Below are 21,316 nucleotides of genomic sequence, written 5' to 3' on the forward strand. Positions count from 1 at the left end.
ACCGGACTTCTGCCGTATCTGTAGCCCCGGTAGCCTGATTGAGAACGCGAGGATCAAATCCATCTGACAACCGAAGTTCGAGCGCCTTTAGCTGTGATCTTTCAGCAAGCGTTGCTTTTGCCGTGACCAGTCGCGCTTGGCCTGGGTTTCGCGCTTGTCGTGGTTTTTCTTACCCTTGGCGATGCCGATCTTAATCTTGGCCAGGCCCTTGTGGTTGAAATACAGGACCAGCGGCACAAGCGTCATGCCTTTGCGTTGGGTCGCGTTCCACAGATTTGACAGCTCTTTGCGCGACACCAACAACTTACGGCGACGACGTTCTTCGTGTTTGAAGACCTTGGCCTGTTCGTAAGGGGCGACATAGCTGTTGACCAACCACAGCTCTCCGTCATCAACCGTGGCATAGCTTTCGGCGATGTTCGACCCGCCTGCCCGCAGGGATTTGACCTCGGACCCGTGCAGAATGATGCCGCACTCGATATCCTCTTCGATCGCGTAATCGAAGCGGGCGCGCCGGTTTTCGGCAATGACTTTGTAATTCGGGTCTGTCTTCTGCTTGGCCATGACGGGTTGATTTATGCCCCTTGGGCGGACCTTGCAAGCAGGTGCATCAGGATTTGGCCGAGATAATCAGATCGGGGCCGAAAATCGTGTCGGCGTGGTTGTGCAGATAGATTTTCAGCCAAGGCGTAAACCGGTCAGGATGGCGCTGCACCTCGGCCAGCAGATCGTGGTAGTCGATCCAGCGGATATCCATCACTTCATCTGGGTTCGGCTCGATCTTCAGTGGTCCTCGAACATGGGCCAGGAATACGTCTACCACCTCATGCTCGATCAGCGAATTGCCGACATCGGCGTGATATTCCAAACGGTGACGATATTCGGGGTATAACCCGGTGATCCCCAGTTCCTCGCGCAGGCGGCGGACGGCACAGACCGAGGGCATTTCACCCCAGTCAGGATGGGTACAACAGGTATTCGCCCACAGGCCGGGCGTGTGGTATTTGCCCATTGCCCGGCGCTGCAGCAAAATCTCGGTGCCGCGCACAACAAAGACCGACACCGCTTTATGCCGCAGACCCTTTTCATGGGCTTCAAGCTTTTCAACGGGGGTCAATTCACCATCAACCCAGGCCGGGATCATGATTCCCATTTGTCGTCTCCTGCTGCCGATCCGCCTGTGCGACCGGGAATTCCGGAATAGCTTTGGCCTGATAGGCTTGGCTGTGGTGCAAAGCGGGCAATGCACCACGCGATTCCAAACTGGCGTCTATTGATCCGGTTATCAACCGCACGAAAGGCCGCAGGGGCTGCGGCCTTTTCTGGTCTTACCGATTGCGTGGTTTCCCAGGTTATTCGCCCGAAACACTGACGATATAAGCGTAAACGTCCTCAGCGCCCTTTTTCAGCTTGAAGGTCATTTTGGACTTGGCCGAGGTCTGATCCAGATAGGATTGCAGGAAGGCTTTGGGGTCCTGGGCATATTCGACAAAAGTTGCCTCGTCCCAGACCAAACCGTTTTCACCAGCTTCGACAATGCTGTCACCGTATTTAAACCCTTCAACCGTCCCAGCAGTACGGCCAGCAACCCCATAGAGGTTCGGGCCGGTTTTTCCGCCTTTCACGATCACCTCGCCATCGGGATCGGCGATCAGATGACAGGATTTGCATTTGTTGAAGGCCTTCTTGCCAGCGTCGGCGTCACCTTCTGCGTAAACGGGTAGGGCCAACAGGCCGACGATTGCGGTAGCGAGGATGCGATTCATGGCTTTGCTCCGATATAGGTTTGTTGCGCCGAAAGGACCTTCAGCACCGGGAAGAGTCAATGCGCGGATTGCCGCGCGATGGCACCATGTCACAGATTTGATCCCGCCACGCCTTAACCAAAATCATGTACATCCGACCAGCACGGCAACAAATCGCCCGCTGACGGAGAGGCAGAAAACACCGCGCGCGCGATGGCACGTGACAGGCACAATGACGCCACATGCCCGATCGTGCCCAACTCGGATTCGTTCTGCAGCGGGCGCGCACCTGTGCTGACGGCAAAGACCAGATCACCATCTCCGGGGGTATGGGCGGGCAGAATGGCCCGCGCAATCCCGTCATGCGCCGCCACAGCAACGCGCTGACATTGCGGTTTTGTCAGGCAAGCATCGGTGGCGACAATGGCAAGCGTGGTATTTGTCTGATCGGGTCGGGCGGGGCGCATCGCCAGTGCTTTGCGGCTTGGGCGCATCTGGCTTTGATCGGGCGACATATCCGGGCCCAATCCGCCAAATTCCGCACCATGTTCGAATGGGGCCGCCCAGAAATGTCGATCTCCGGGCGTTGTCACACTACCGAGCGGGTTTGCCGCGACAAGCGCTCCGACAGTAATACCGCTGGGCAACACAAATGAGGCCGAGCCAAGCCCGCCCTTATGCATTGCAGCCAATGCCCCGGTGCCCGCCCCGGCGGTGCCAAGTTCGAATTGCGTTGATGCGTTTTGATAAGCGGCACGCCCCAGCACTCGATAGGGGTTTTCAGCCCAGCCTTTTTCGCCTCCGTTAAGAAGGTCAAACAGGATCGCGCCCGGTATGATCGGAACAATCGCCTGACCGACCGGAAAACCGCGTCCATCGGCCCGCATCGCGTCTGAAACACCCGAGCAGGCATCCAGCCCAAAAGCAGACCCGCCCGAAAGGACGATGGCATCAACACGGTCAACCGATTTGTCGGGGGCCAGCAGGTCGGTTTCCCGTGTTCCGGGTGCGCCACCCATGACGTGAACCGACGCAATGAAAGGAGATTCCGCTGTCAAAACAGTGGCACCGGATTTCAGGACATCATCTTGCGCGTTGCCGACCTTGAGGCCGGGGATATCAGTGATAAGGTTTCTGGGTCCTGGGGTCATGTCTACCTCAAGCGTTGGGCAGGAGAGCAGGCTGTCGCGCGCTGCCGCAGGCGGAGGTATTTCTGGCCAGATGTAGAACGGATCAGATGCATCGACCACCGTCCACTTCCAAGGCTGTGCCGGTGATCATGCTTGCCTCGTCCGAGCACAGGAAGAGGACCGCGTTGGCCATGTCTTCGGGTGTTGAAAAGCGGCCAATCGGGATGGTCGACAGGAATTTGGCGCGTATTTCAGGGGTGTCCTGGCCCATGAAGGATTTCAGCAGCGGCGTTTCACCAGCCACAGGGCAGATCGCGTTGACACGCACGCCGGACGGAGCAAGTTCCACCGCCATGGTCTTGGTTGCGGTGATCATCCAGCCCTTGGAGGCGTTATACCAGTTCAGGTTGGGGCGCGGGGACAGCCCGGCGGTTGAGGCGACGTTCAGGATCGCCCCGGTTCCGCGTGCCTTCATCATCGGCACAAAGGCGCGGGCGGTCAGATAGACGGATTTCATGTTCACTTTGAAGACACGGTCGAAATCCTCTTCGGAGACGTCTTCGAGCGGGGTCGGCAGATGGGTCACTCCGGCATTGTTGACCAGGATGTCGAGCCCGCCAAAGGCGTCGTGGGCGGTGTCCGCCATTTCCTGAACCGATGCCGTGCTGGCCACATCAACCTGCTGCGCGATGGCCTGCGCGCCCAGCGTTTCTGCCATTTCGCGGGCCGCAGCGCCGTTGATATCCGCGATCATCACGCGTGCGCCCTCTGCAATGAACTTCTGCGCGATACCGGCACCGAACCCGGACGCGCCGCCTGTTACGATTGCGGTTTTTCCCTCCAACCTCATGGCTTTGCCTCCTTGTCGCCTGTCAGGGCAGAGTAGCAAGGCGCAAAGAAGTTACCAGATCAATCTTCGTCGACCCTGCCGCGCAGAGATTTGACATCCGAACGGGCCTTTTTGGCGGCCAATCGACGTTTGACCGAGCCATAGGTGGGCTTGGTGGCGATACGCCGTTTGGGTTTGACCAGCGCGCGGGTGATCAGTTCGGCCAATCGCCCCCGCGCAATCTCGCGGTTGCGGGCCTGGCTACGCGTTTCCTCGCACTGGATGATGATCGCGCCCTCTTTGGTCCAGCGCCGCCCAGCCAACCGTTTCAGCCGCGCCTTGACCGGATCAGGCAGTGAGGGCGAGCGCGCCGCTTCGAACCGCAACTCGACTGCGGTCGAAACCTTGTTCACGTTCTGCCCGCCAGGGCCGGAAGAGCGCACAAAGCTTTCGGTCATTTCCCAGTCTTGCAGGGTGATATCGTCATTGATCCGCAACATGGGGCGGACCTTACAAGTGCTGCGCGGAAACAAAAAGGGCCGCCCTGGCAGGACGGCCCTTCGAAAGTTCAGGAGGTTGGGTCGGTTAGATCAATCGACCAGCCGGAGCGAGCGCTCCGCCAAGGGCTGCCCTAACGGGCGATCCCCCCGGTTGTTCCAACACCTCTCTCCAATCTCTTTCTCGACACTGGATCACCTCCTTTTCTATCTGTTGCGGTTAACTAGGATGGTGGCACAAGCTGTGCCATTCTCAAAGCCTTTTTTACACGGGCTGCGCGGACAGGCGCGCAACGATCACCTTGAAGGGGATCAGCGCCACCAGCGCCAACGACAACTTTACCAGCCAGTCGGCAAAGGCCAGCGTGACCCACAGGGGTGCCATCGGGCCAGACAGCATGAAGGGAACAGGCTCCCACGCCCAGCTGATCGCGGCGTCGGCATTGGCGCCGAAGATCGCAACCGAGGCCGAAAAGGCGATGGTGAAGAACAATGCTGTATCCAGCGCCGAACCCACTAGGGTCGAGACCAGCGGTGCGCGCCACCAGCGACCCCCGCGCATTGCATTGAACACGGTGACATCGGTCAGCTGGGCGATCAGGAAAGCAGTGCCAGAGGCAACAGCGATCCGCAGCGGCACAGCGGCATAGGTGAACCCGTCGCCCTGCAGCATGATCTGGCTGCCGATCAGCGAGCAGACGATGCCGGTGACGAACCCGGCAAACACGACCTTGCGGGCGGTTGCCACGCCATAGACGCGGTTCATGATGTCGGTGACCAGAAAGGCCAGCGGATAGGTGAAAGCACCCCAGGTCAACAGGCCGTCAAGGATCAGGAACTGGACCAGAATGTTCGAAGCCACAACGATGGTGGCCATGGCAAGGATGCCGGGAATAAAAGCGCGTTGCATATTTTGATGCCCGTTTTGACAAGGTAGCGGCGACTTGGCCAAGGGACTGTCCCAAGGCAAGCCGTGCGTTTAGACCTTTGTTTCAGGCCTGTCAATCGGGCAGCAGATATTCCACCAGCTCCGTCCGCTGAAGGGCCAGAAAATTGTCATCCGAAATCATCGTAACCCGCAACCTTCCCTGATCGTCACGCCAGACCGACAGGCCTTCGAGGTTGTCATGCGTCCCACGCGCGGTTTGCAGCAAGATCTCTTCGGATTGCGGTGTGTCACCATTCAGTTCCCAACGCCTGAGCTGCGACCGAAAGCCTGTCAGGGACACCGATCGTTCCAGCACATAGAACCGCCCGTCGGGGCCGAAATCCGCGGCTACTGGCAGGAACTTGCCCCGTTGCGGCAGGACAAAAGGTGTCGACCAGGCCTGACCATCCCAACGATACACCGGTATGTCCCCCGATACGGTGCGGCTCTTTTCGGTCAGGGTGTACAGCCGCCCAACCCCGTCAATGGCCAGCCCCTCGAACGAGCCATTATGATCCAGACCCGAAAAGGCCTTGGGGCGCGGCAGGACCTGCGCCGGGCCTGTCGGGTTGGGGTAATAGGCCACCCGGTGCACCCCCTCGAATGAGATATAGACCCCACCGTCAGGGGCGATTGCCAAGCCTTCGGAATCGCCAGCGGTGCCCACCAGAACCTTGCCGGTGCTGGACAGGATGGGCCAGTGCCGCTGGATCTCGATGCCAGTAACCTCATCCTCGTTTCGATCAATACGAGCGTCCAACATCGTTGCGCGATCACTCAGCGCGATCATGCGGGTGCCACCGTCAAAGATGTGAATTCCGGAATATCCGCCGAACCAATCCGCCTGATGTCGCCAGGCAAAATTGTTCAGCAAAGCGGCAGGCTTTACCCCCTCCGCCCAGACCATTCCTGTCAGCAGCAGCGCCGCGATCAGTTGGATTGCAAGACGTTTGTGCATTGCTTGGGCAGATCGGCCATCCGGTATTCGCGTCGCTTCTTGGGTGCTGGCGCGTTTGGATCGGGCGGTGGCGGGTTGAGGATGTTGTTCACCCATTGCTGTGCTTCGGCGCAACCATCACCCTTGGGCGGCGGATCCTGGTTCACGCAGCCGCTTGATCCTCTGGGGCAGGCCAGCCGCACGTGGAAATGATAGTGATGGCCCCACCATGGCCGGATTTTACGCAGGTAAGCGCGGTTGCCCTTTTCGTCGTTGCACATCTGCACCTTGGCCCCGGGAAAGACGAAAATCCGCGCCACACGCTTGTCTTTTGCCGCCGCACGCAGGACGGCGTGATGCTGTTTGGACCAGTTGCCGTTGACGAAGGCGCCATTGGAACGGCGCAGGGAAATCGAAGAGATATTCTCGCGCGCCTTGCGGGAAAGACGCATGTTGTCACCGGGCAGCATCCAGATATCGATGTCCAGACCCAGCTGGTGGCTGCGGTGGCCCGATGTCATCGGCCCGCCGCGCGGCTGGCTGATATCGCCTATATAGAGACCATTCCATCCTGACTGCTTGGCCGCAAACCGGCTCAGATCCTGGACATAGTCGATCGCCTGCGGATGGCCCCAGTTGCGGTTGCGTGACAGGCGCATGGCCTGCCATGTGGGTCCGGTTTCGGGCAGTTGTACCGCCCCCGCCGCACAGCCGCGCGAATAACTGCCGAAAGCGGCCGGTTTTTGTTGTGAACTTTGCTTTTGGCCTCCGAATAACTGCTTGGCCAGCGGCTCGGAACCTGCGGTACCGGCGAATGTGATTGCGGCAATGACCGCGAAAAAACGTAATAAAATCATCTGCTCTGATCCCCTTCCGGTTTCACCCAGCGCATTAGGAACAGTCCCAGAATAAACAACAGAACTATGGGTGACACCCCCAGTCGCGCACTACCGGTCAGGGTTGTGGCAATCCCGATCAACAACGGGGCCGCAAATGCGGTGGCGCGGCCGGACAAGCCATACAGGCCAAAGCTCTCGACCGGGGCAACGGGATCGGTGTGGCGCACCATCAGAGAACGGCTGGCCGATTGTAGGATACCCCCCATGCCGCCGATCAGAACACCGCAACCAAAGAACACCAGATCCGGCAGGCCCGACCCTTCGGGCAGGGTGATGCCGTAGATCTGGGTCCGGTCCATCATCACGACGGTGATACAGACAAAGATCAGTACCCAGATCGCAACCAGAATGACAGGTTTGGGGCCGTATTTCTTGTCCAGCTTGCCGCCAAGCCAGGCAAAGGCTGCCGCAGCCAGAACGCTGACAATCCCGAATACGCCGATCTTGATCAGATCCCATTCCAGCACCAGCCGCGCATAAACGCCGCCAAAGGTATACAGACCGTTCAGCGCATCGCGATAGAACATGGACGAGCCCAGATAGCTGGCGAGGCTAACGCGATTGCGCAGGTTAGAGACTGATTTGACCAGCAGCTGCAGCGCCTCTTTGACGCTGCCTTTCTTTTCGACATCTGGATCGTCGCGCACCCACAGGAAATAGGGGATCATGAACAGAATGAACCACACGGCGGTGAACGGCCCGACAAAACGCGTGCCTTCGCGTGCTGCGGCGTCCAGACCAAAAACAGGGTCCATGCCGATCAGGGTCTTGCCATTACCCTGCTCAACAAACAGGGCCAGCATGATCGCCAGCGAGATAAGCCCGCCGAAATAGCCAAAGGCAAAACCCGAACCCGATATCTCGCCCACCTCACTGTCATCACCCAGATCGGGCAGCTGAGAATTGGCGAAGATCAGCGCGTATTCCGCCCCGACAAAACCCAGGCCAAAGGCCGACAGCATCAGCCACATGTTTGACCCGTCCGGCAACGTGTACCACAGCGCAGCAGAGCCCACCGCGTACATGATGGAAAAGCCGAATATCCATGGTATACGACGGCCCGAAACATCCGCCATCGCCCCCATCAGCGGGGCACCAAAGGCGATGATCAGCCCCACGATGGTCATGCAGTTCGCCCACACCGTCTGCGCCCGTGCATCTGCGGCATCGGCACCCAGCCCGGCGTTCAGATAATACTCGGCGGCTACTCCGGCAAAATAGGGCCCAAAAACAAAGGTCACCAACAGCGTGTGATAGGGCTGACTTGCCCAGTCGAAGAACCACCAGCCCCAGATGCGTTTGCGCTTGGAAATCTCTGCCATACCTGCCCCGTTTTTATTGTTGGCGTCATAAGACGGGGCTTTGGCTCAATTCGCAAGCGTTCTGTTGGCGCGGACTTGCTCTTTTGTGCAGGGGCGCTTAGGTCTCAGCAGATGTGAAATCCGGAGGCCCCATGCTGTCGTTGATCCAAATTCTGCTGCTGATTCTGGACATTGTCTGGTTCATCATTCTGGCCCATGTCATCATGAGCTGGCTGATCAATTTCCAGGTGCTGAACCTGCATCAACAGTTGGTTGCGCAGATCTGGTACGGGCTGAACCGCCTGTTAGAGCCGATTTACGGCCCGATCCGACGCGTTCTGCCTGCAATGGGCGGGCTTGACCTGACGCCACTGGTGGTTCTGATCGGTGTCTATGCGCTGCGTATTATCCTGATCAATAATATGGTCTATTTTGTCTGACCTCTTGTTCAGTGAATCTTAGTATGTGATTGTCCTGTCTTAAGAGCAGATAAACCTTAAAACAGGGCACCCCCGCACATGTTTGACGCCGCGCCTTTGCTGCGAGATGTCTTTGGATTCGACGATTTCCGTCCGGGTCAGGAAGAGATCGTCGATGCCGTCACGCTGGGCGAAAACGTGCTGGCCATCATGCCCACGGGCGGTGGCAAATCCCTGTGTTTCCAACTGCCTGCGCTGATGCGCGATGGGGTCACGGTGGTGATCTCTCCGCTGATTGCCCTGATGCGCGATCAGGTGCGCGGGTTGCAAGAGGCCGGGGTTGAGGCCGGCGCGCTGACCTCCGGCAACACGCCCGAAGAAACCGATGCCGTGTGGGAAGCGTTAGAGGCCGGGCGGCTCAAGCTGCTGTACATGGCTCCCGAACGTCTGGCCGCCGGATCGGCGCTGGGCATGTTGCGGCGGATCAATGTCAGCCTGATTGCGGTGGACGAGGCGCATTGCGTCAGTCAATGGGGCCATGATTTCCGCCCCGACTACCTTCGGATCGGAGAGCTGCGGCGTGCGCTGGATGTGCCTTTGGCCGCTTTCACCGCCACAGCAGATGCGGAAACGCAGGACGAGATTGTCGAAAAGCTGTTTGGCGGTACGGCCCCGCGCAAATTTCTGCGCGGGTTCGACCGGCCCAACATCCACCTGGCCTTTGCCGCCAAGGATGGGCCCCGCAAACAGATCCTGGATTTTGCCGCCGCGCGCAAAACCCAATCCGGCATTGTCTATTGCGGCACCCGTAACAAGACCGAGGTTCTGGCACAGGCCCTGCGTGCCGAAGGCCACACCGCCTGTCACTATCACGGCGGCATGGATCCCGAGGATCGCCGCATCGTCGAGACCCGCTTTGCGCGCGAGGATGGTCTGATCGTGGCGGCCACGGTTGCCTTTGGCATGGGCATCGACAAGCCCGACATCCGCTGGGTCGCCCATGCGGACCTGCCCAAATCCATCGAAGCTTATTATCAGGAAATCGGCCGCGCCGGGCGTGATGGCGCCCCGGCAGAAACCCTGACCCTGTTTGGGGCAGATGACATTCGCCTGCGCCGGTCACAGATAGACGAGGGGCTTGCTCCGTCTGACCGGCGGATGGCCGATCACGCCCGTTTGAACGCTCTGCTTGGCTTGGCCGAGGCGCTGGCCTGCCGCCGTCAGACTTTGCTGGGTTATTTCGATGAACAGACCGAACCCTGTGGCAAATGCGATCTGTGTGACAGCCCGCCGGAAGTGTTCGATGGCACCACCCCGGTTCGTATGGCCCTGTCCGCGATCCTGCGCACCGAGGAATGGTTCGGCGCAGGCCATCTGATCGACATCCTGCTGGGCAACGAGACCGACAAGATCCGCGCCCGCCGCCATGATGCGCTGTCCACCTATGGTATCGGCAAGGACTGGTCGCGCCCGCAATGGCAGGCGATCTTTCGGCAGATGATGGGCCATGATCTGGTCCGTCCTGATCCCGACCGCCACGGCGCGCTGCGCATGACTGAGGCCGCCAAGCCGATCCTGAAAGGCGAGGCGCAGATCAACCTGCGTAAGGACACGATCCGCAAAGCAACCCGTCGGCCTGCGGTCAAAGAGATGGTATCCGAAGAAGACGCACCGCTGCTGAGCGCACTGAAGGCGAAACGCCGTGCGCTGGCCGAATCCGCGCGGGTCCCGGCCTATGTTATTTTTCCCGATCGCACCCTGATCGAAATGGCGGAAACCCGCCCTGCAACGCTGGACGATATGGCCCGGATCAGCGGGATCGGTGCTAAGAAACTAGAACGATACGGGGCCACGTTTCTGGAGGTTCTGACCGGCGCGGTCGAAGAACTGCACCCGGCCCGTCGCAAACTGGCCGGGCGCGATCAGGGTGAGATTTACGACCGCCTGCTCGAAGTTCAGTCGCAACTGTCGCGCGGCCCTGATGGAATCGACAAGCCGCTGACCTGTACCGCCTCGCAACTGGCAAAGGTGGCGCAGTTGCGATCAGACGACCCGCGCGCCATCGAACAGGTTCTGGGTGACCGCCGTCACGAAAGGTTTGGCGCCGCCTTTCTGGACGTGCTGCGTATGGCAAGCTAGATACCCATCAACAGGCAAGAAACGAGGGCGACTATGCTGGTAGTGATTTCCCCGGCCAAACGGCTGGAATGGGCAGAACGGAATGTTGAGGTCACGCAACCCGACTTTCAGGATGACGCGATCCGCCTGTCGAAAACCGCCCGCAATCTGACGCTGGGGGACCTGAAGAAGCTGATGGATCTGAGCGATGATCTGGCCCGCCTGAACCGCGACCGTTATCGCGCCTTTTCGGACGCCCCCGATGCTGTGGCGACACGCCCGGCCGCACTGGCCTTTGCCGGAGACACCTATCAGGGGCTCGAAGCGACTTCGCTGGATGTGGAAGAGATGGCCTGGGCCCAGGATCACCTGCGTATCCTGTCCGGACTGTATGGCATATTGCGTCCGCTGGACGCCATTCAGCCCTATCGGCTTGAGATGGGCAGTAGGCTGAAGACCCGGCGCGGCAAGAACCTGTACGATTATTGGCGCGACCAACTAAGCAAGGCGCTAAACGCTCAGGCAGCCGGGATCGGTAGCGACGTGCTGTTGAATTGCGCCAGTCAGGAATATTTCGGTGCAGTAGACCCCAAAGCGCTGAAATTACGGGTCATCACGCCGGTCTTCATGGAAGACAAGAGCGGCACGCCAAAGATCGTCAGCTTCTTTGCCAAAAAGGCACGCGGGGCGATGGCACGCTATGTCATTCAACACCGTCTGTCCGATCCCGCCAGCCTGACAGAGTTCGACTCGGGCGGCTATGAATACCGCCCCGACTTGTCAGAGGACGACAAGCCAGTCTTTATCCGGCCCTATCAGGCCTCAGCCAGCATCGACGGGTCGTAAGAGACCAGTTCAACTGTGTTGCCTTCCGGGTCTTCGGTGAAAATTCCGCGCCAACCAACCCATCCGAACAGCTCGATGCGATAGGGTTGGCCGATCTTGTCATACCAACTTATGACCGCCGCCTGCTCGTCGAAGGGCAGCGACAATGCGATATGATGCAGCGACGATCCCGCTCCTGTTACGGGATCTTCGGCACCGGCCCGATGTTGCCCCGGTCGTGGCGCGGTGCTGTGGTGAAACAGGGCCAGAACTTGCGTATGGCCGCCAAACCCCTCGGCTATCCGGAAGAAGGTTATAGCGCTGTCATGGTCACCGCTCAGACGCTGCAGGCCGATCACCTGTTCATAGAACTGCACCATAGCGGCCATATCTGCGCAGCGAATGGCAATCTCGCCCAGCGCGCGGGGGTGAAATCCACGGTCATCAGTCATGTCGGCAGCCTAGATCGCTCAGGTTTCGTCATCAAGAACCGGTTGCGTTCCGTCTGGCCGATGGTCAAGGATCATTTGGTGGATTTTCTGTTTTTGCAGCGGTTTGGTCAGGTAGTAGTCCAATCCAGCCGATAAAATACTTTGGTCATCTCCGCTCATTGCATGTGCGGTCAGGGCTACGATCGGGACGTGCTGATTGGTTTCAACCTCGCGGCGGCGGATTTCACCTGTAGCCTGTTTACCGTCCATTCCGGGCATCGAGATATCCATGAATATCAAATCCGGGTCGAATTCCAGATGGGCGGCGACCGCCTCAAGCCCGTTGCCGGCAAAGCGAAGATCAATGTTCAGATCCTTGACCATCTTGCGAAGGATCAGCTGGTTGGTCTTGTTGTCCTCAGCAGCCAGAACCCGCATGAGCCTTTGATCCTCGGCAATCGGTCTGACCTGCGCAACCGTTGGGTTTTGCGTGTCGGAACCATTCGATATCGAATTCGCTGATCGTCCCAGAGCGGTCAGACGTGCATATAATTCTGAACGAGGGATCGGCTTTTGCAACACTCCGTCAATAAGCTCGCAGGCCGGATGAGCATGAATCACGCCGGGATTGGCCGACATGACCACGACAGAGGTATCCGTCCACCCCCGACCCTTTATCGTGGCCGCCAAATCCAGCCCATCCATGTCCGGCAGATCGTGATCGCACAGCACCAGATCTACCGTGTCATCAAGCGTAGCCAGCGCCTCGGTTCCGGTGGTACATTCGGTAACCTTGGCACCTAGGCGACCAAGTTGCTTTGACAGGATCGCGCGATTGACAGCCAGATCTTCAACCACGACCACATGGCGCAGACATCCTTCCAGATTCGGGGGGGCGGGTTGCGGACCTTCGACCGTCGGCAGCGTTATCCGAAATCCAAAACAGGACCCCTCGCCCGGCTCGCTTTCGACCCAGATGGCACCGTCCATCAATTTGATCAGTCGTTTGGTGATGGCCAGACCCAACCCGGTCCCTTCAAACTGTCGGTTTTGTTCATCCTCAACCTGATTGAATTCACCAAAGATATGCGCCGCTTTATCCTCGGCAATACCGATACCGGTATCTTCTATGGCAACATGAATATCACAGGCCTGGGCCTCCGCGCGGGGGACCCCCGTGACGCGGATCAAGACATGCCCTTCCGCGGTGAACTTGACCGCGTTGCCAACCAGATTGGTCAAGACCTGACGTACCCGGCCCGGATCGCCCACGAACAGGGTTGGCAAAAACAGGTCATAGTCGACTAAAAGGCTTAAACCCTTGTCACGAACACTGGGCTGCAGCAGCATCGCCACCTCAAGGATACAGCGTTCGAAATCGAACTGTTCGGGGTGCAGGACCAGCTTATCCGCCTCAATCTTCGAGTAATCCAGAACATCGTTGATGATCACCAGCAAGGCTTCACCGGAATTGCGGATCGTGTTGAGATAGAGCCGTTGTTCTTCATCCAGCGCGGTTTCGGTCATCAACTCGGTCATGCCAACAATACCGTTCATGGGCGTGCGGATTTCATGGCTCATATTGGCCAGGAATGCAGATTTCGCGCGGTTTGCAGCCTCGGCCCGTTCGCGCGCCGCGGTCAGTTCGGCCTGATGCCGGACCGAGGCGGTTATATCAAGCGCAAGGCTGACCACATCGCCACCGCCACCGCGTTGATCAATCAGCTTGATATAGAGCCCGTTCCACAGTTTGACGATTTCTGACGGCGGGTTGGACAACTTCCAACGGGCCAGCATCCTGGCGCGCCAATCATCCTGTGCCTCGTCGACGGTATCAATCAGACCCTCCTGCGTGAGGGTTTCCAGAATTCTGCCATAGCTGATACCGGGCGCTACTTCATCCAGCCCCTCAAACAGGCTGAAATATGAGGCATTTGCCCCGATCAACCGGCTCTCTTCGTCGAAGAATGCAAACCCGTCTGGGAAGGTCTGGATCGAATGCCATAGCCGCCGTTCGGCCACTTCGATCTTGGCATTGGCCAATGTCAGGTCCGATTTAACTTTTTCATTTTCATCGCGCACCGTCTCAACCTCGGCCCGCGTTTCACCAATGCGTTTAGTCAGAGCCATCGCGTGCAGGCCCAATTTCCGGTTGGCCGCTGATAGCTCGGCCTGTTTCATCTCCAGCAGACGTTCAGCGGCAAGCCGTGCGCGTCTTTCCTGTGCCAGTTTGGTTGCAAGACTCATCAAAGGTGATCCCGGTACAATCTGCCCACAGCATCCTGACAGAGCGTGAAAAAGTGTTTAAGCCGTGCCTGTTGCCACAGACCAATGGCAGGCTCAGAGGCCGCAAACGTCCAAAACTGCCTGCCTCGCCGGTACCTGCCTTTTCCTACTCAACGCAAAATCTGCTGTATCTGAATGCGCTACAGGCGCTCAGATCAGAAAAATTGTGTGGGATTACACGACAAACCTGACGCAGCAAAGCCGGTTCAAACGGTGCTTTACCATGACATGATGCTGGTGAATGGGGCCACAATCAGCGTTGTGGTCGAATGACCTAACGCCGACCTTCGCGCAGCCAACCCGCCAGAAGGAAACCACCGGCCAGCAAAAGCACCAGCCAGGGCGGCAGAACACCAGCCTGTGTTACAGAGCTGGTCTGGTAGGCATCGCGCGGGGTCAGCCCGATCCAACCGCGCCCCGATGCTGGCCGCCCAGCGCGGACATTGCGGATCGAAGGCAAACCGTCCTCGACCCGGATCACACCGCCGCGCAATTCGGCCAGAACCGGCTCAAGGATCTGATCAGTAGCAATCGTGCGTTCAAATTCTTTGGGGGCCGCAGGGCCCAACCCGATCACCGCCGAATGTTCACCCTCTTGCAGACGATAGAGGCCAATCTCGGGGCCGAAGATCTGAGCTTCGAACCGCCCCGGAGAAACTTCGTTCAGCGTCACCTCAAGTGTTTCGCCATTGGGCTGCGTGATGGTAACCGCTCCGACGTCATCCCCCAGGGTTTGACGGATGACGCGCATGATTTGACCATTTGCTTCGGCCCACAGAGCCTCTTCCTCAAGCTCGGGTTCTTTCATCATCCAATGTGCCAATCGCCGTAGAAGTTCAAGCTGCGGACCACCGCCGTCGAAGCCACGGCTCCAGAGCCAAGCGTGGTCAGAGGCCAGCATTGCCACGCGCCCCTCTCCGACCCGGTCCAGCACCAGCAGCGGCCGGTCATCGACGCCGGTCATCAGCGTTTCACCTGATCGGAACAGGACATCAACCTGGCGCAACCATGCACCCCAATGCTCGGAATCGCCCAGATCCGTGGTCACCGGGTGCCGGTGCCCCATATCTGTAACTGTGGGCACAAAGCGTTCTTCGATGACCCGCGCGGTGGGTTGCGCCGGAAGAATCGGCGCCAGCGGCGAGCGGAAGATACTGTCGGCGCTGGCAAAATCAGGACCAGCCGCAATCAGAACCGCACCACCATCATTGATGTAATTGGTGACATTCTCCAGATAGACCGCAGGCAGAATACCGCGCCGCTTATAGCGATCAAAGATGATCAGATCGAAATCGTTGATCTTTTCCAGAAACAGCTCGCGGGTCGGAAAAGCGATCAAAGACAACTCGTCCACAGGCACACCATCCTGCTTTTCAGGCGGTCGCAGGATTGTGAAATGCACCAGATCGACCGAGCTGTCGGATTTCAGAAGGTTCCGCCAGGTCCGTCCACCGGGATGCGGTTCACCCGAAACCAGCAGCACCCGCAGACGGTCGCGCACACCGTTCATCTGAATCAGTGCGGTGTTGTTGCGGTCGGTCAACTCTCCTTCGACGCCGGGTACGGTAAACTGGATGACATTCCGCCCGCCATGGGACAGCTTGACCGGTAGCTCGACATCGACACCGATTGGAATGGTGAAATGCTCTGGCGCATTGCCATCAACCGAAATTTCCAAGGGCGCATTCGCAGCCGCAACAGGAACTGCGCCGCTATCCTCAACCCGCAACGTCAGCGTGACCGGCTCTCCGATAATGGCAAAAGCCGGTGCATTGCGGACGATCAGACGGCGGTCCCAGTCGCTGGCCCGCCCAGTCTGCAACAGGTGCATCGGTGCAGGCAGGTCAGGGGCCTGATCAACGTCATGCACGATCCCGTCCGAAACCACGAGGATCCCCGCAATGCGCGCACGGGGTTCCTCGGCCAGGACTTTGTTCAGCGCAGCCATGACCTGTGTGCCCTCATCCCCATCGCTGTCAGCCACCCGGATCCGGCGCAGCTCGGTATTGTCGCGCGTGTCGATCTCGGCCGCCAGTTCGGCAGCGGCCTGTGCTGTCTGTTCCGGGCGATCGGACAGGGTCTGGCTGGCGCTTTCATCCTCGATCATCACCACGATGTCGGTCAGCGGAGTGCGATCTTCGACCTGATAAACAGGCCCCGCCATGGCCGCGATCACGACCAGGGCGGCCAACCCACGCAAGGCCCAGCCAGACAGGCCCCGCCACAGGGCTAGAACAACGCCTGATATGGCAATCGCGGCAACGACCATCAGAACGGGCCACGGAATCAGAGGGTCAAAGATAACGGTTCCGGTCATTGTCCCAACCTGTCCAGCAGCGCAGGCACATGGACCTGATCCGATTTGTAATTCCCGGTCAGCACATGCATCACCAGATTGACGCCAAACCGATTGGCCAATTCCCGCTGCCGCTCACCGGCATATCCGCGCCCGACCGGCAACAAGGCCTGCCCGTTTCGGTCGACGGCCCAGGCCCCGGCCCAGTCATTCCCGCCGATCACTACCGGGGTCACATTGTCGTTGAGGTTGCGGAACGGCATGCCGTCGATCTGTTCCGCATCCGGCGGGGCGGCTTCGACCCAAATCTCGGTACCGGCATATCGGCCCGGGAAATCCTGTAGCAAATAGAAGGCCCGCGTCAGAACATGGTCATCCGGAACAGGCTCTAACGAAGGGATATTCAGCGGGGCGGCCAGTTGTTGCAGCTTGCGGCCATTGGGGCTGGCTGCACCGAAACGCGCCACATCCGCGTCGCGCGTGTCGAACAGGATCATGCCGCCCGAGCGGAGATAGGCATTCAGCTTGGCATAGGCTTCGTCCGAGGGTTGCGGCTGTTCCGGCGTGATCGGCCAGTACAGCAGCGGGAAAAACGCCAGCTCGTCCCGTTCCAGATCAACGCCGATGGGCTCTGCCGGTTCGACCGAAGTGCGGAAGAACAAAGTTTGCGCCAAGCCACGCATCCCGGCGCCCGCGATATCGTCAACCTGCGCGTTTCCGGTCATGACATGAGCCAGTACCAGCTCTTGCGTTGCCATCAGGGCAAAATCGGTTTCCTCGGGCGTCTGAGCCTGAAGGTCAGGTGCAATCAGCAACGCACCCAGCGCCATCGCCGCGGCCCGGGCCAGCCCAAGTCGCCCCGACAACAGAAGTGACGCAATGACGTCCACCGTCAGCAAGATCAGCGCGAGGCTAAGCAAAATGCCCCCGACCGGCGTTTCGGCGCTGATTTCCTGCCCTTTGATCGGCACATCAGATGGCCAGATGGCTGGCGTCAGCACCGTATCCGCATCCAGTACATTCAGCGCCAGTTTTTGCTTGCCGCTTTCATACAGGCCCGGCCGCAGGTCCGGCCCGATTGCGCCCGAGGCCAGATCAACCCCATCGACACCGGCCAGGTTATCCGCATCCGACAAACCTCCGAACCCATCCATGACCTGCAGCGGTTCCCAGGTCGTGCCCTGTAGTTGCGATTCTTCCCGGGATTTCGCAGCCGACGCAACGGCGAGCCGGTCCAGCATCTCGACAAACAGGCCCGAGAGGGGAAGGCTGGACCATTCGGCATCGGCGGTGACATGGAACAGCACCACCTGCCCCAGCCCCAGCGCCTTGCGCGTGACCAGAGGCGTGCCATCCGACAGCGATGCAATCACCCGATCCGCCAAATTAGGGTCTGGTTGTGCCATGACCTGCGTGGTGACCGATACATCCGGCGGCACGCGCAGCCCGTAGAACGGAGAGGTTTCGGGGAACGGAGCCAGACCTTTGGCCTCACCCCAGCTCATCGCGCCGCCGACCGAACGGCCACCGCTGCGCAGGCGCACCGGCAGCAAGGTATCCTCGACATCCCGCCCCAGATCGCTAGCGGCCATGCGCGGCCCGGCAAAGCGCAGCAGCAGCCCGCCCTGTTCGACCCATTCGGTCACCGCCAGTTGTTCCGCTTCGGCCAATTTCGCCACATCCGCCAGAACAATCACATCCGGATTGGCGGGCAACACATCCATCAACCCGCCCTCGACAAAATCCGCGGTCGGGACCAAAACCTGCGTCAGATAATGTAGCGGCGACAACAGCTCTAACCCTTCACGGTTCAAACTGCCCGCAAGCAGGGCCACCTCACGCCTGCGCAGGCTGTCATCGGTCAGCGTTACGGCACCCGCCGACCGCTGGCCCTGAATCTCGAACCGGGTGATTCTGGCCCGTAGTTCCGAGGGCAGCGCCAGCTCCACCTGAGCAAGCGTTTCACCTTCAGCAAAGACGACATTGGCGGATTGCAGAACCCGCATTGCGCCCGCCGGATCGCGCCCCTGTGCCAAAATGGTCAGGATGTTTTCCGGACCAGCAGTGGCGCGTTGGGCCGTCAGTTGAATGACACCATCCTGATAGGCGGCGGGCAGAATCGCATAAACAGGCGAGCCTGACTGGTACACGGTCACTTCCCCGCGCGATTGCAACGCAGCCAGAACCGTTTCCCGACCCGCAAATCCCAGACCGTCGCTGAACCAATATGTATCAAAACCACCATCAAGCTGATCCAGCACATCGAGCACCTGATCCATCTGCAGCTGAGTTGGTTGCCAGGGCATCGGAGTCACCCCCGGAAGCCGACCCCGCCACGCTTCGGCGGCCTGAAAGACTGGGGCTTCTGGCTCCGTCAAGTTGAGCAAAGCCACCGTGCGTCCGGCGCGTCCGGCCTCGGTCAGCTGCGTATCAAGCTGGTCCTGAAGCGATGGCCAGCCGCTTGCACCTGCCCAGCTGGCATCCAGCACCAACAACAGCGGCCCCGAACCCACCTGATCCCGCGAGGGATTCAAAACCGGCCCGGCCAGACCGATAATGATCGCCGCCGCCGCCAGCATTCGCAACAGCAGCAGCCACCATGGTGTCCGATCCGAAACACTCTCGTCGTCCTTCAGCCCCAGCAGCAGCGTTACGGCCGGAAACATTCGCCGGATCGGCGCAGGCGGCACAGCGCGCAGGACCAGCCACAGGATGGGCAGGGTCAGCAATCCCAGCAACACCCAAGGCGCGGTAAAGCCTATCCCAGCCAAAACCGTCATACTCTGCCCCCGTCCAAAGCGCGATACAGCCATAACAGAGCCGCCTGTGCGCTGTCGCCAGTGTGGTGCAACCCCAGTTGCCATCCCGTCACCCGACACAAGCGCATCAAGGCATCTTTTCGTTCGGCAAGGCGCGCAAGATACCGGTCACGAAGATCAGAAGCCTTGAGCGTTTCATGCCGAGCCGAGCCGCCAACGCTTTCGAAAATGGTGCGCCCGCGATAGGGGAAATTCTCTTCACCGGGATCCAGCACCTGCAGGACCACCCCGCGCACGCCACGATCCGCAGCTTTGGACAGTGCCAGTTCAACTTCTTCCATCGGGCCAAGAAAATCAGAGATGAACACCGCCCGCGCATGGGGGATCATGGCGCGGTGCTCGGGTGGCGCATAGTCGGCTTGATCATCCTCGGACCAGGCCTGCGCAAGCCGGATGATCTGTGCGTTGCCGCGCCGGGGCGGCAGGGTTGTGCCCGTCAGGCCCACACGCTCACCACCACGCGCCAGCAAGATCGAAGTTGCCAGCCCCAGCAAACGCGCGCGATCCGCCTTGGTGGGCAGCGAAGCGTCCGAGGCAAAGCGCATCGACGCGCCCTGATCCACCCACAGCATCACCGATTGGGCAATCTGCCATTCGCGTTCGCGCACAAATTGTTGATCGCCACGGGCCGAGCGGCGGTGGTCAATCATCCGGCGGCTGTCGCCAACCTGTGCCGGGCGGTATTGCCAGAAATCATCGCCCATCCCGGATCGGCGACGCCCATGGTCACCCAGCAGGACGGTTCCGGCCAGGTGTTCCGCCCGCGCCAACAGGGGCGGCAACCGAGATGCCTCGGCCTCGGATCTTTCACGAAGGGTCAGCCCGGCATTCACGCCGCAGCCTCGGTTCGGATCAACCCAAGTGCAGTCGAGTCAATCAGATCGGCCAGACTGTCACCGCGCGCCCGTGCCGCAAAGTTCAGCGCCATACGATGGCTGAGGACCGGGCGGGCCATCTCAAGAACATCTTCGGCGTTGGGGGCCAGTCGCCCCTGCAACATGGCGTTGGCACGCACCGTCATCATCAACGCCTGCGCCGCGCGGGGGCCAGGGCCCCAGGCCACGGTTTCGGCCACACGATCGGACACGCCTGCTTCGCCGGGGCGGAATGCGCGGACCAGATCCAGAATCAGTTCGACCACAGACTCGCCAACCGGCATCCGGCGCAACAGAAGCTGCGCCGCCAGCAATTCCTCTTTGGTGAAAATCTGATGGGCGTCGTCTTCTTCGACACCGGTCGTGGCCAGAAGGATATCCCGCTCGGTCTGACGATCCGGGTATTCTACGTCAATCTGCACCAAAAAGCGGTCCAACTGCGCCTCGGGCAGCGGATAGGTGCCTTCTTGTTCAATCGGGTTTTGCGTGGCCAGCACGTGAAACGGCTCATCCAGCGCACGATCCTCGCCCGCGACGGTGACGGTGCGTTCCTGCATCGCTTGCAGCAAGGCCGACTGTGTGCGCGGGCTGGCGCGGTTGATCTCATCCGCCATCAGCAATTCGCAGAAGATCGGTCCGGGAATGAACCGGAAGTGGCGACTGCCATCCTCGGCCGTATCCAGAACCTCGGACCCCAGAATATCAGCCGGCATCAGATCCGGCGTGAACTGGATACGGTTGCCATGCAGGCCCATCACGGTCGACAAAGTCTCAACCAGCCGGGTCTTGCCCAGCCCTGGCAATCCGATCAGCAATGCGTGCCCGCCGCATAACAGCGCGGCCAGCGTCAGATCCACGACCCGCTCTTGCCCGATAAAGCGTCGGGTGATCGAGGCCTTGGCCTCTTGCAGTTTGGTTTCCAGCGCTTCGATCTCGGATACGAGGTCGGCAGGTTCGCTCATGACTTTCCCTTCCGTGGAC

The 21,316-nt window shown here is 59.6% G+C and carries 19 protein-coding genes; 3 read left to right on the forward strand and 16 right to left on the reverse strand.

Annotated features, from left to right (window positions below; all coding sequences use genetic code 11):
* Positions 1-87: 87 nt before the first annotated feature.
* From smpB to AC2FJW_RS16140, 10 genes are all read right to left on the reverse strand, one after another.
* Positions 88-564 (reverse strand): SsrA-binding protein SmpB, encoded by a 477-nt coding sequence (gene smpB / locus AC2FJW_RS16095; RefSeq protein WP_271951849.1) that lies wholly within the window; start codon positions 562-564, stop codon positions 88-90.
* Positions 565-610: 46 nt separating this feature from the next.
* Positions 611-1,153 (reverse strand): isopentenyl-diphosphate Delta-isomerase, encoded by a 543-nt coding sequence (gene idi, locus AC2FJW_RS16100; protein ID WP_496697875.1) that lies wholly within the window; start codon positions 1,151-1,153, stop codon positions 611-613.
* Between the two features lie 199 nt (positions 1,154-1,352).
* Entirely contained in the window at positions 1,353-1,766 is a 414-nt protein-coding gene (locus AC2FJW_RS16105; protein WP_496750656.1) for a c-type cytochrome, read from the reverse strand.
* 113 nt (positions 1,767-1,879) lie between these two features.
* Positions 1,880-2,896 (reverse strand): P1 family peptidase, encoded by a 1,017-nt coding sequence (locus tag AC2FJW_RS16110; protein ID WP_496750702.1) that lies wholly within the window; start codon positions 2,894-2,896, stop codon positions 1,880-1,882.
* An 82-nt stretch (positions 2,897-2,978) separates the two neighbouring features.
* Positions 2,979-3,725, reverse strand: a complete 747-nt coding sequence (locus AC2FJW_RS16115; RefSeq protein ID WP_496750657.1) for an SDR family oxidoreductase — start codon at positions 3,723-3,725, stop codon at positions 2,979-2,981.
* Between the two features lie 59 nt (positions 3,726-3,784).
* Positions 3,785-4,204, reverse strand: coding sequence for an alternative ribosome rescue aminoacyl-tRNA hydrolase ArfB (gene arfB / locus AC2FJW_RS16120; protein ID WP_496697881.1), 420 nt, complete (start codon positions 4,202-4,204; stop codon positions 3,785-3,787).
* 262 nt (positions 4,205-4,466) lie between these two features.
* Positions 4,467-5,111, reverse strand: coding sequence for a queuosine precursor transporter (locus AC2FJW_RS16125; protein WP_496750658.1), 645 nt, complete (start codon positions 5,109-5,111; stop codon positions 4,467-4,469).
* 91 nt (positions 5,112-5,202) lie between these two features.
* Positions 5,203-6,087, reverse strand: a complete 885-nt coding sequence (locus tag AC2FJW_RS16130; protein ID WP_496750659.1) for an esterase-like activity of phytase family protein — start codon at positions 6,085-6,087, stop codon at positions 5,203-5,205.
* Complete coding sequence (mepA, locus tag AC2FJW_RS16135; protein WP_496692797.1) at positions 6,060-6,923, reverse strand: penicillin-insensitive murein endopeptidase; 864 nt, start codon at positions 6,921-6,923, stop codon at positions 6,060-6,062. Before mepA ends, AC2FJW_RS16130 begins: the two co-directional genes overlap by 28 nt.
* Complete coding sequence (locus AC2FJW_RS16140; protein ID WP_496709436.1) at positions 6,920-8,287, reverse strand: MFS transporter; 1,368 nt, start codon at positions 8,285-8,287, stop codon at positions 6,920-6,922. The genes mepA and AC2FJW_RS16140 overlap by 4 nt, the downstream gene beginning before the upstream one ends.
* 131 nt (positions 8,288-8,418) lie before the next feature.
* Between AC2FJW_RS16140 and AC2FJW_RS16145 the strand changes: the two genes are divergently transcribed.
* From AC2FJW_RS16145 to yaaA, 3 genes are all read left to right on the forward strand, one after another.
* On the forward strand, positions 8,419-8,706 hold the full coding sequence (locus AC2FJW_RS16145; protein ID WP_271951835.1) for a YggT family protein: 288 nt from the start codon (positions 8,419-8,421) through the stop codon (positions 8,704-8,706).
* 78 nt (positions 8,707-8,784) lie between these two features.
* Entirely contained in the window at positions 8,785-10,824 is a 2,040-nt protein-coding gene (gene recQ, locus AC2FJW_RS16150; RefSeq protein WP_496750661.1) for a DNA helicase RecQ, read from the forward strand.
* Between the two features lie 33 nt (positions 10,825-10,857).
* Complete coding sequence (yaaA, locus tag AC2FJW_RS16155) at positions 10,858-11,649, forward strand: peroxide stress protein YaaA (protein WP_496750662.1); 792 nt, start codon at positions 10,858-10,860, stop codon at positions 11,647-11,649.
* On the opposite strand, the gene AC2FJW_RS16160 is transcribed toward yaaA, so the two are convergent.
* The 6 genes from AC2FJW_RS16160 to AC2FJW_RS16185 form a co-directional block, all read right to left on the reverse strand.
* Positions 11,619-12,080, reverse strand: coding sequence for a VOC family protein (locus AC2FJW_RS16160; protein ID WP_496750664.1), 462 nt, complete (start codon positions 12,078-12,080; stop codon positions 11,619-11,621). The two genes, yaaA and AC2FJW_RS16160, sit on opposite strands and share 31 nt — an antisense overlap.
* An 18-nt stretch (positions 12,081-12,098) precedes the next feature.
* Entirely contained in the window at positions 12,099-14,306 is a 2,208-nt protein-coding gene (locus AC2FJW_RS16165; RefSeq protein ID WP_496750666.1) for a response regulator, read from the reverse strand.
* A gap of 313 nt (positions 14,307-14,619) precedes the next feature.
* Positions 14,620-16,662 (reverse strand): hypothetical protein, encoded by a 2,043-nt coding sequence (locus tag AC2FJW_RS16170; protein ID WP_496750667.1) that lies wholly within the window; start codon positions 16,660-16,662, stop codon positions 14,620-14,622.
* A complete protein-coding gene (locus tag AC2FJW_RS16175; RefSeq protein ID WP_496750669.1) occupies positions 16,659-19,421 on the reverse strand; it encodes a DUF4159 domain-containing protein in 2,763 nt (920 codons plus the stop codon). Before AC2FJW_RS16175 ends, AC2FJW_RS16170 begins: the two co-directional genes overlap by 4 nt.
* Positions 19,418-20,293: a DUF58 domain-containing protein gene (locus AC2FJW_RS16180; RefSeq protein WP_496694308.1), complete on the reverse strand. Its 876-nt coding sequence runs from the start codon at positions 20,291-20,293 to the stop codon at positions 19,418-19,420. The genes AC2FJW_RS16175 and AC2FJW_RS16180 overlap by 4 nt, the downstream gene beginning before the upstream one ends.
* Positions 20,290-21,297: an AAA family ATPase gene (locus AC2FJW_RS16185; protein WP_271951824.1), complete on the reverse strand. Its 1,008-nt coding sequence runs from the start codon at positions 21,295-21,297 to the stop codon at positions 20,290-20,292. Before AC2FJW_RS16185 ends, AC2FJW_RS16180 begins: the two co-directional genes overlap by 4 nt.
* Positions 21,298-21,316 lie beyond the last annotated feature (19 nt).

The organism is Ruegeria sp. CDSA020, from assembly GCF_059612345.1.

What these genes read in the sequence shown, in the direction of transcription:
- AC2FJW_RS16145 (WP_271951835.1), top strand. Translation starts at nt 8,419, where the DNA reads ATGCTGTCGTTGATCCAAATTCTGCTGCTGATTCTGGACATTGTCTGG.
- mepA (WP_496692797.1), bottom strand. Translation starts at nt 6,923, where the DNA reads ATGATTTTATTACGTTTTTTCGCGGTCATTGCCGCAATCACATTCGCC.
- AC2FJW_RS16160 (WP_496750664.1), bottom strand. Translation starts at nt 12,080, where the DNA reads ATGACTGATGACCGTGGATTTCACCCCCGCGCGCTGGGCGAGATTGCC.
- yaaA (WP_496750662.1), top strand. Translation starts at nt 10,858, where the DNA reads ATGCTGGTAGTGATTTCCCCGGCCAAACGGCTGGAATGGGCAGAACGG.
- AC2FJW_RS16130 (WP_496750659.1), bottom strand. Translation starts at nt 6,087, where the DNA reads ATGCACAAACGTCTTGCAATCCAACTGATCGCGGCGCTGCTGCTGACA.
- AC2FJW_RS16170 (WP_496750667.1), bottom strand. Translation starts at nt 16,662, where the DNA reads ATGACCGGAACCGTTATCTTTGACCCTCTGATTCCGTGGCCCGTTCTG.
- AC2FJW_RS16140 (WP_496709436.1), bottom strand. Translation starts at nt 8,287, where the DNA reads ATGGCAGAGATTTCCAAGCGCAAACGCATCTGGGGCTGGTGGTTCTTC.
- arfB (WP_496697881.1), bottom strand. Translation starts at nt 4,204, where the DNA reads ATGTTGCGGATCAATGACGATATCACCCTGCAAGACTGGGAAATGACC.
- idi (WP_496697875.1), bottom strand. Translation starts at nt 1,153, where the DNA reads ATGGGAATCATGATCCCGGCCTGGGTTGATGGTGAATTGACCCCCGTT.
- AC2FJW_RS16110 (WP_496750702.1), bottom strand. Translation starts at nt 2,896, where the DNA reads ATGACCCCAGGACCCAGAAACCTTATCACTGATATCCCCGGCCTCAAG.
- AC2FJW_RS16185 (WP_271951824.1), bottom strand. Translation starts at nt 21,297, where the DNA reads ATGAGCGAACCTGCCGACCTCGTATCCGAGATCGAAGCGCTGGAAACC.
- AC2FJW_RS16175 (WP_496750669.1), bottom strand. Translation starts at nt 19,421, where the DNA reads ATGACGGTTTTGGCTGGGATAGGCTTTACCGCGCCTTGGGTGTTGCTG.
- AC2FJW_RS16115 (WP_496750657.1), bottom strand. Translation starts at nt 3,725, where the DNA reads ATGAGGTTGGAGGGAAAAACCGCAATCGTAACAGGCGGCGCGTCCGGG.
- AC2FJW_RS16125 (WP_496750658.1), bottom strand. Translation starts at nt 5,111, where the DNA reads ATGCAACGCGCTTTTATTCCCGGCATCCTTGCCATGGCCACCATCGTT.
- AC2FJW_RS16105 (WP_496750656.1), bottom strand. Translation starts at nt 1,766, where the DNA reads ATGAATCGCATCCTCGCTACCGCAATCGTCGGCCTGTTGGCCCTACCC.
- recQ (WP_496750661.1), top strand. Translation starts at nt 8,785, where the DNA reads ATGTTTGACGCCGCGCCTTTGCTGCGAGATGTCTTTGGATTCGACGAT.
- AC2FJW_RS16165 (WP_496750666.1), bottom strand. Translation starts at nt 14,306, where the DNA reads ATGAGTCTTGCAACCAAACTGGCACAGGAAAGACGCGCACGGCTTGCC.
- smpB (WP_271951849.1), bottom strand. Translation starts at nt 564, where the DNA reads ATGGCCAAGCAGAAGACAGACCCGAATTACAAAGTCATTGCCGAAAAC.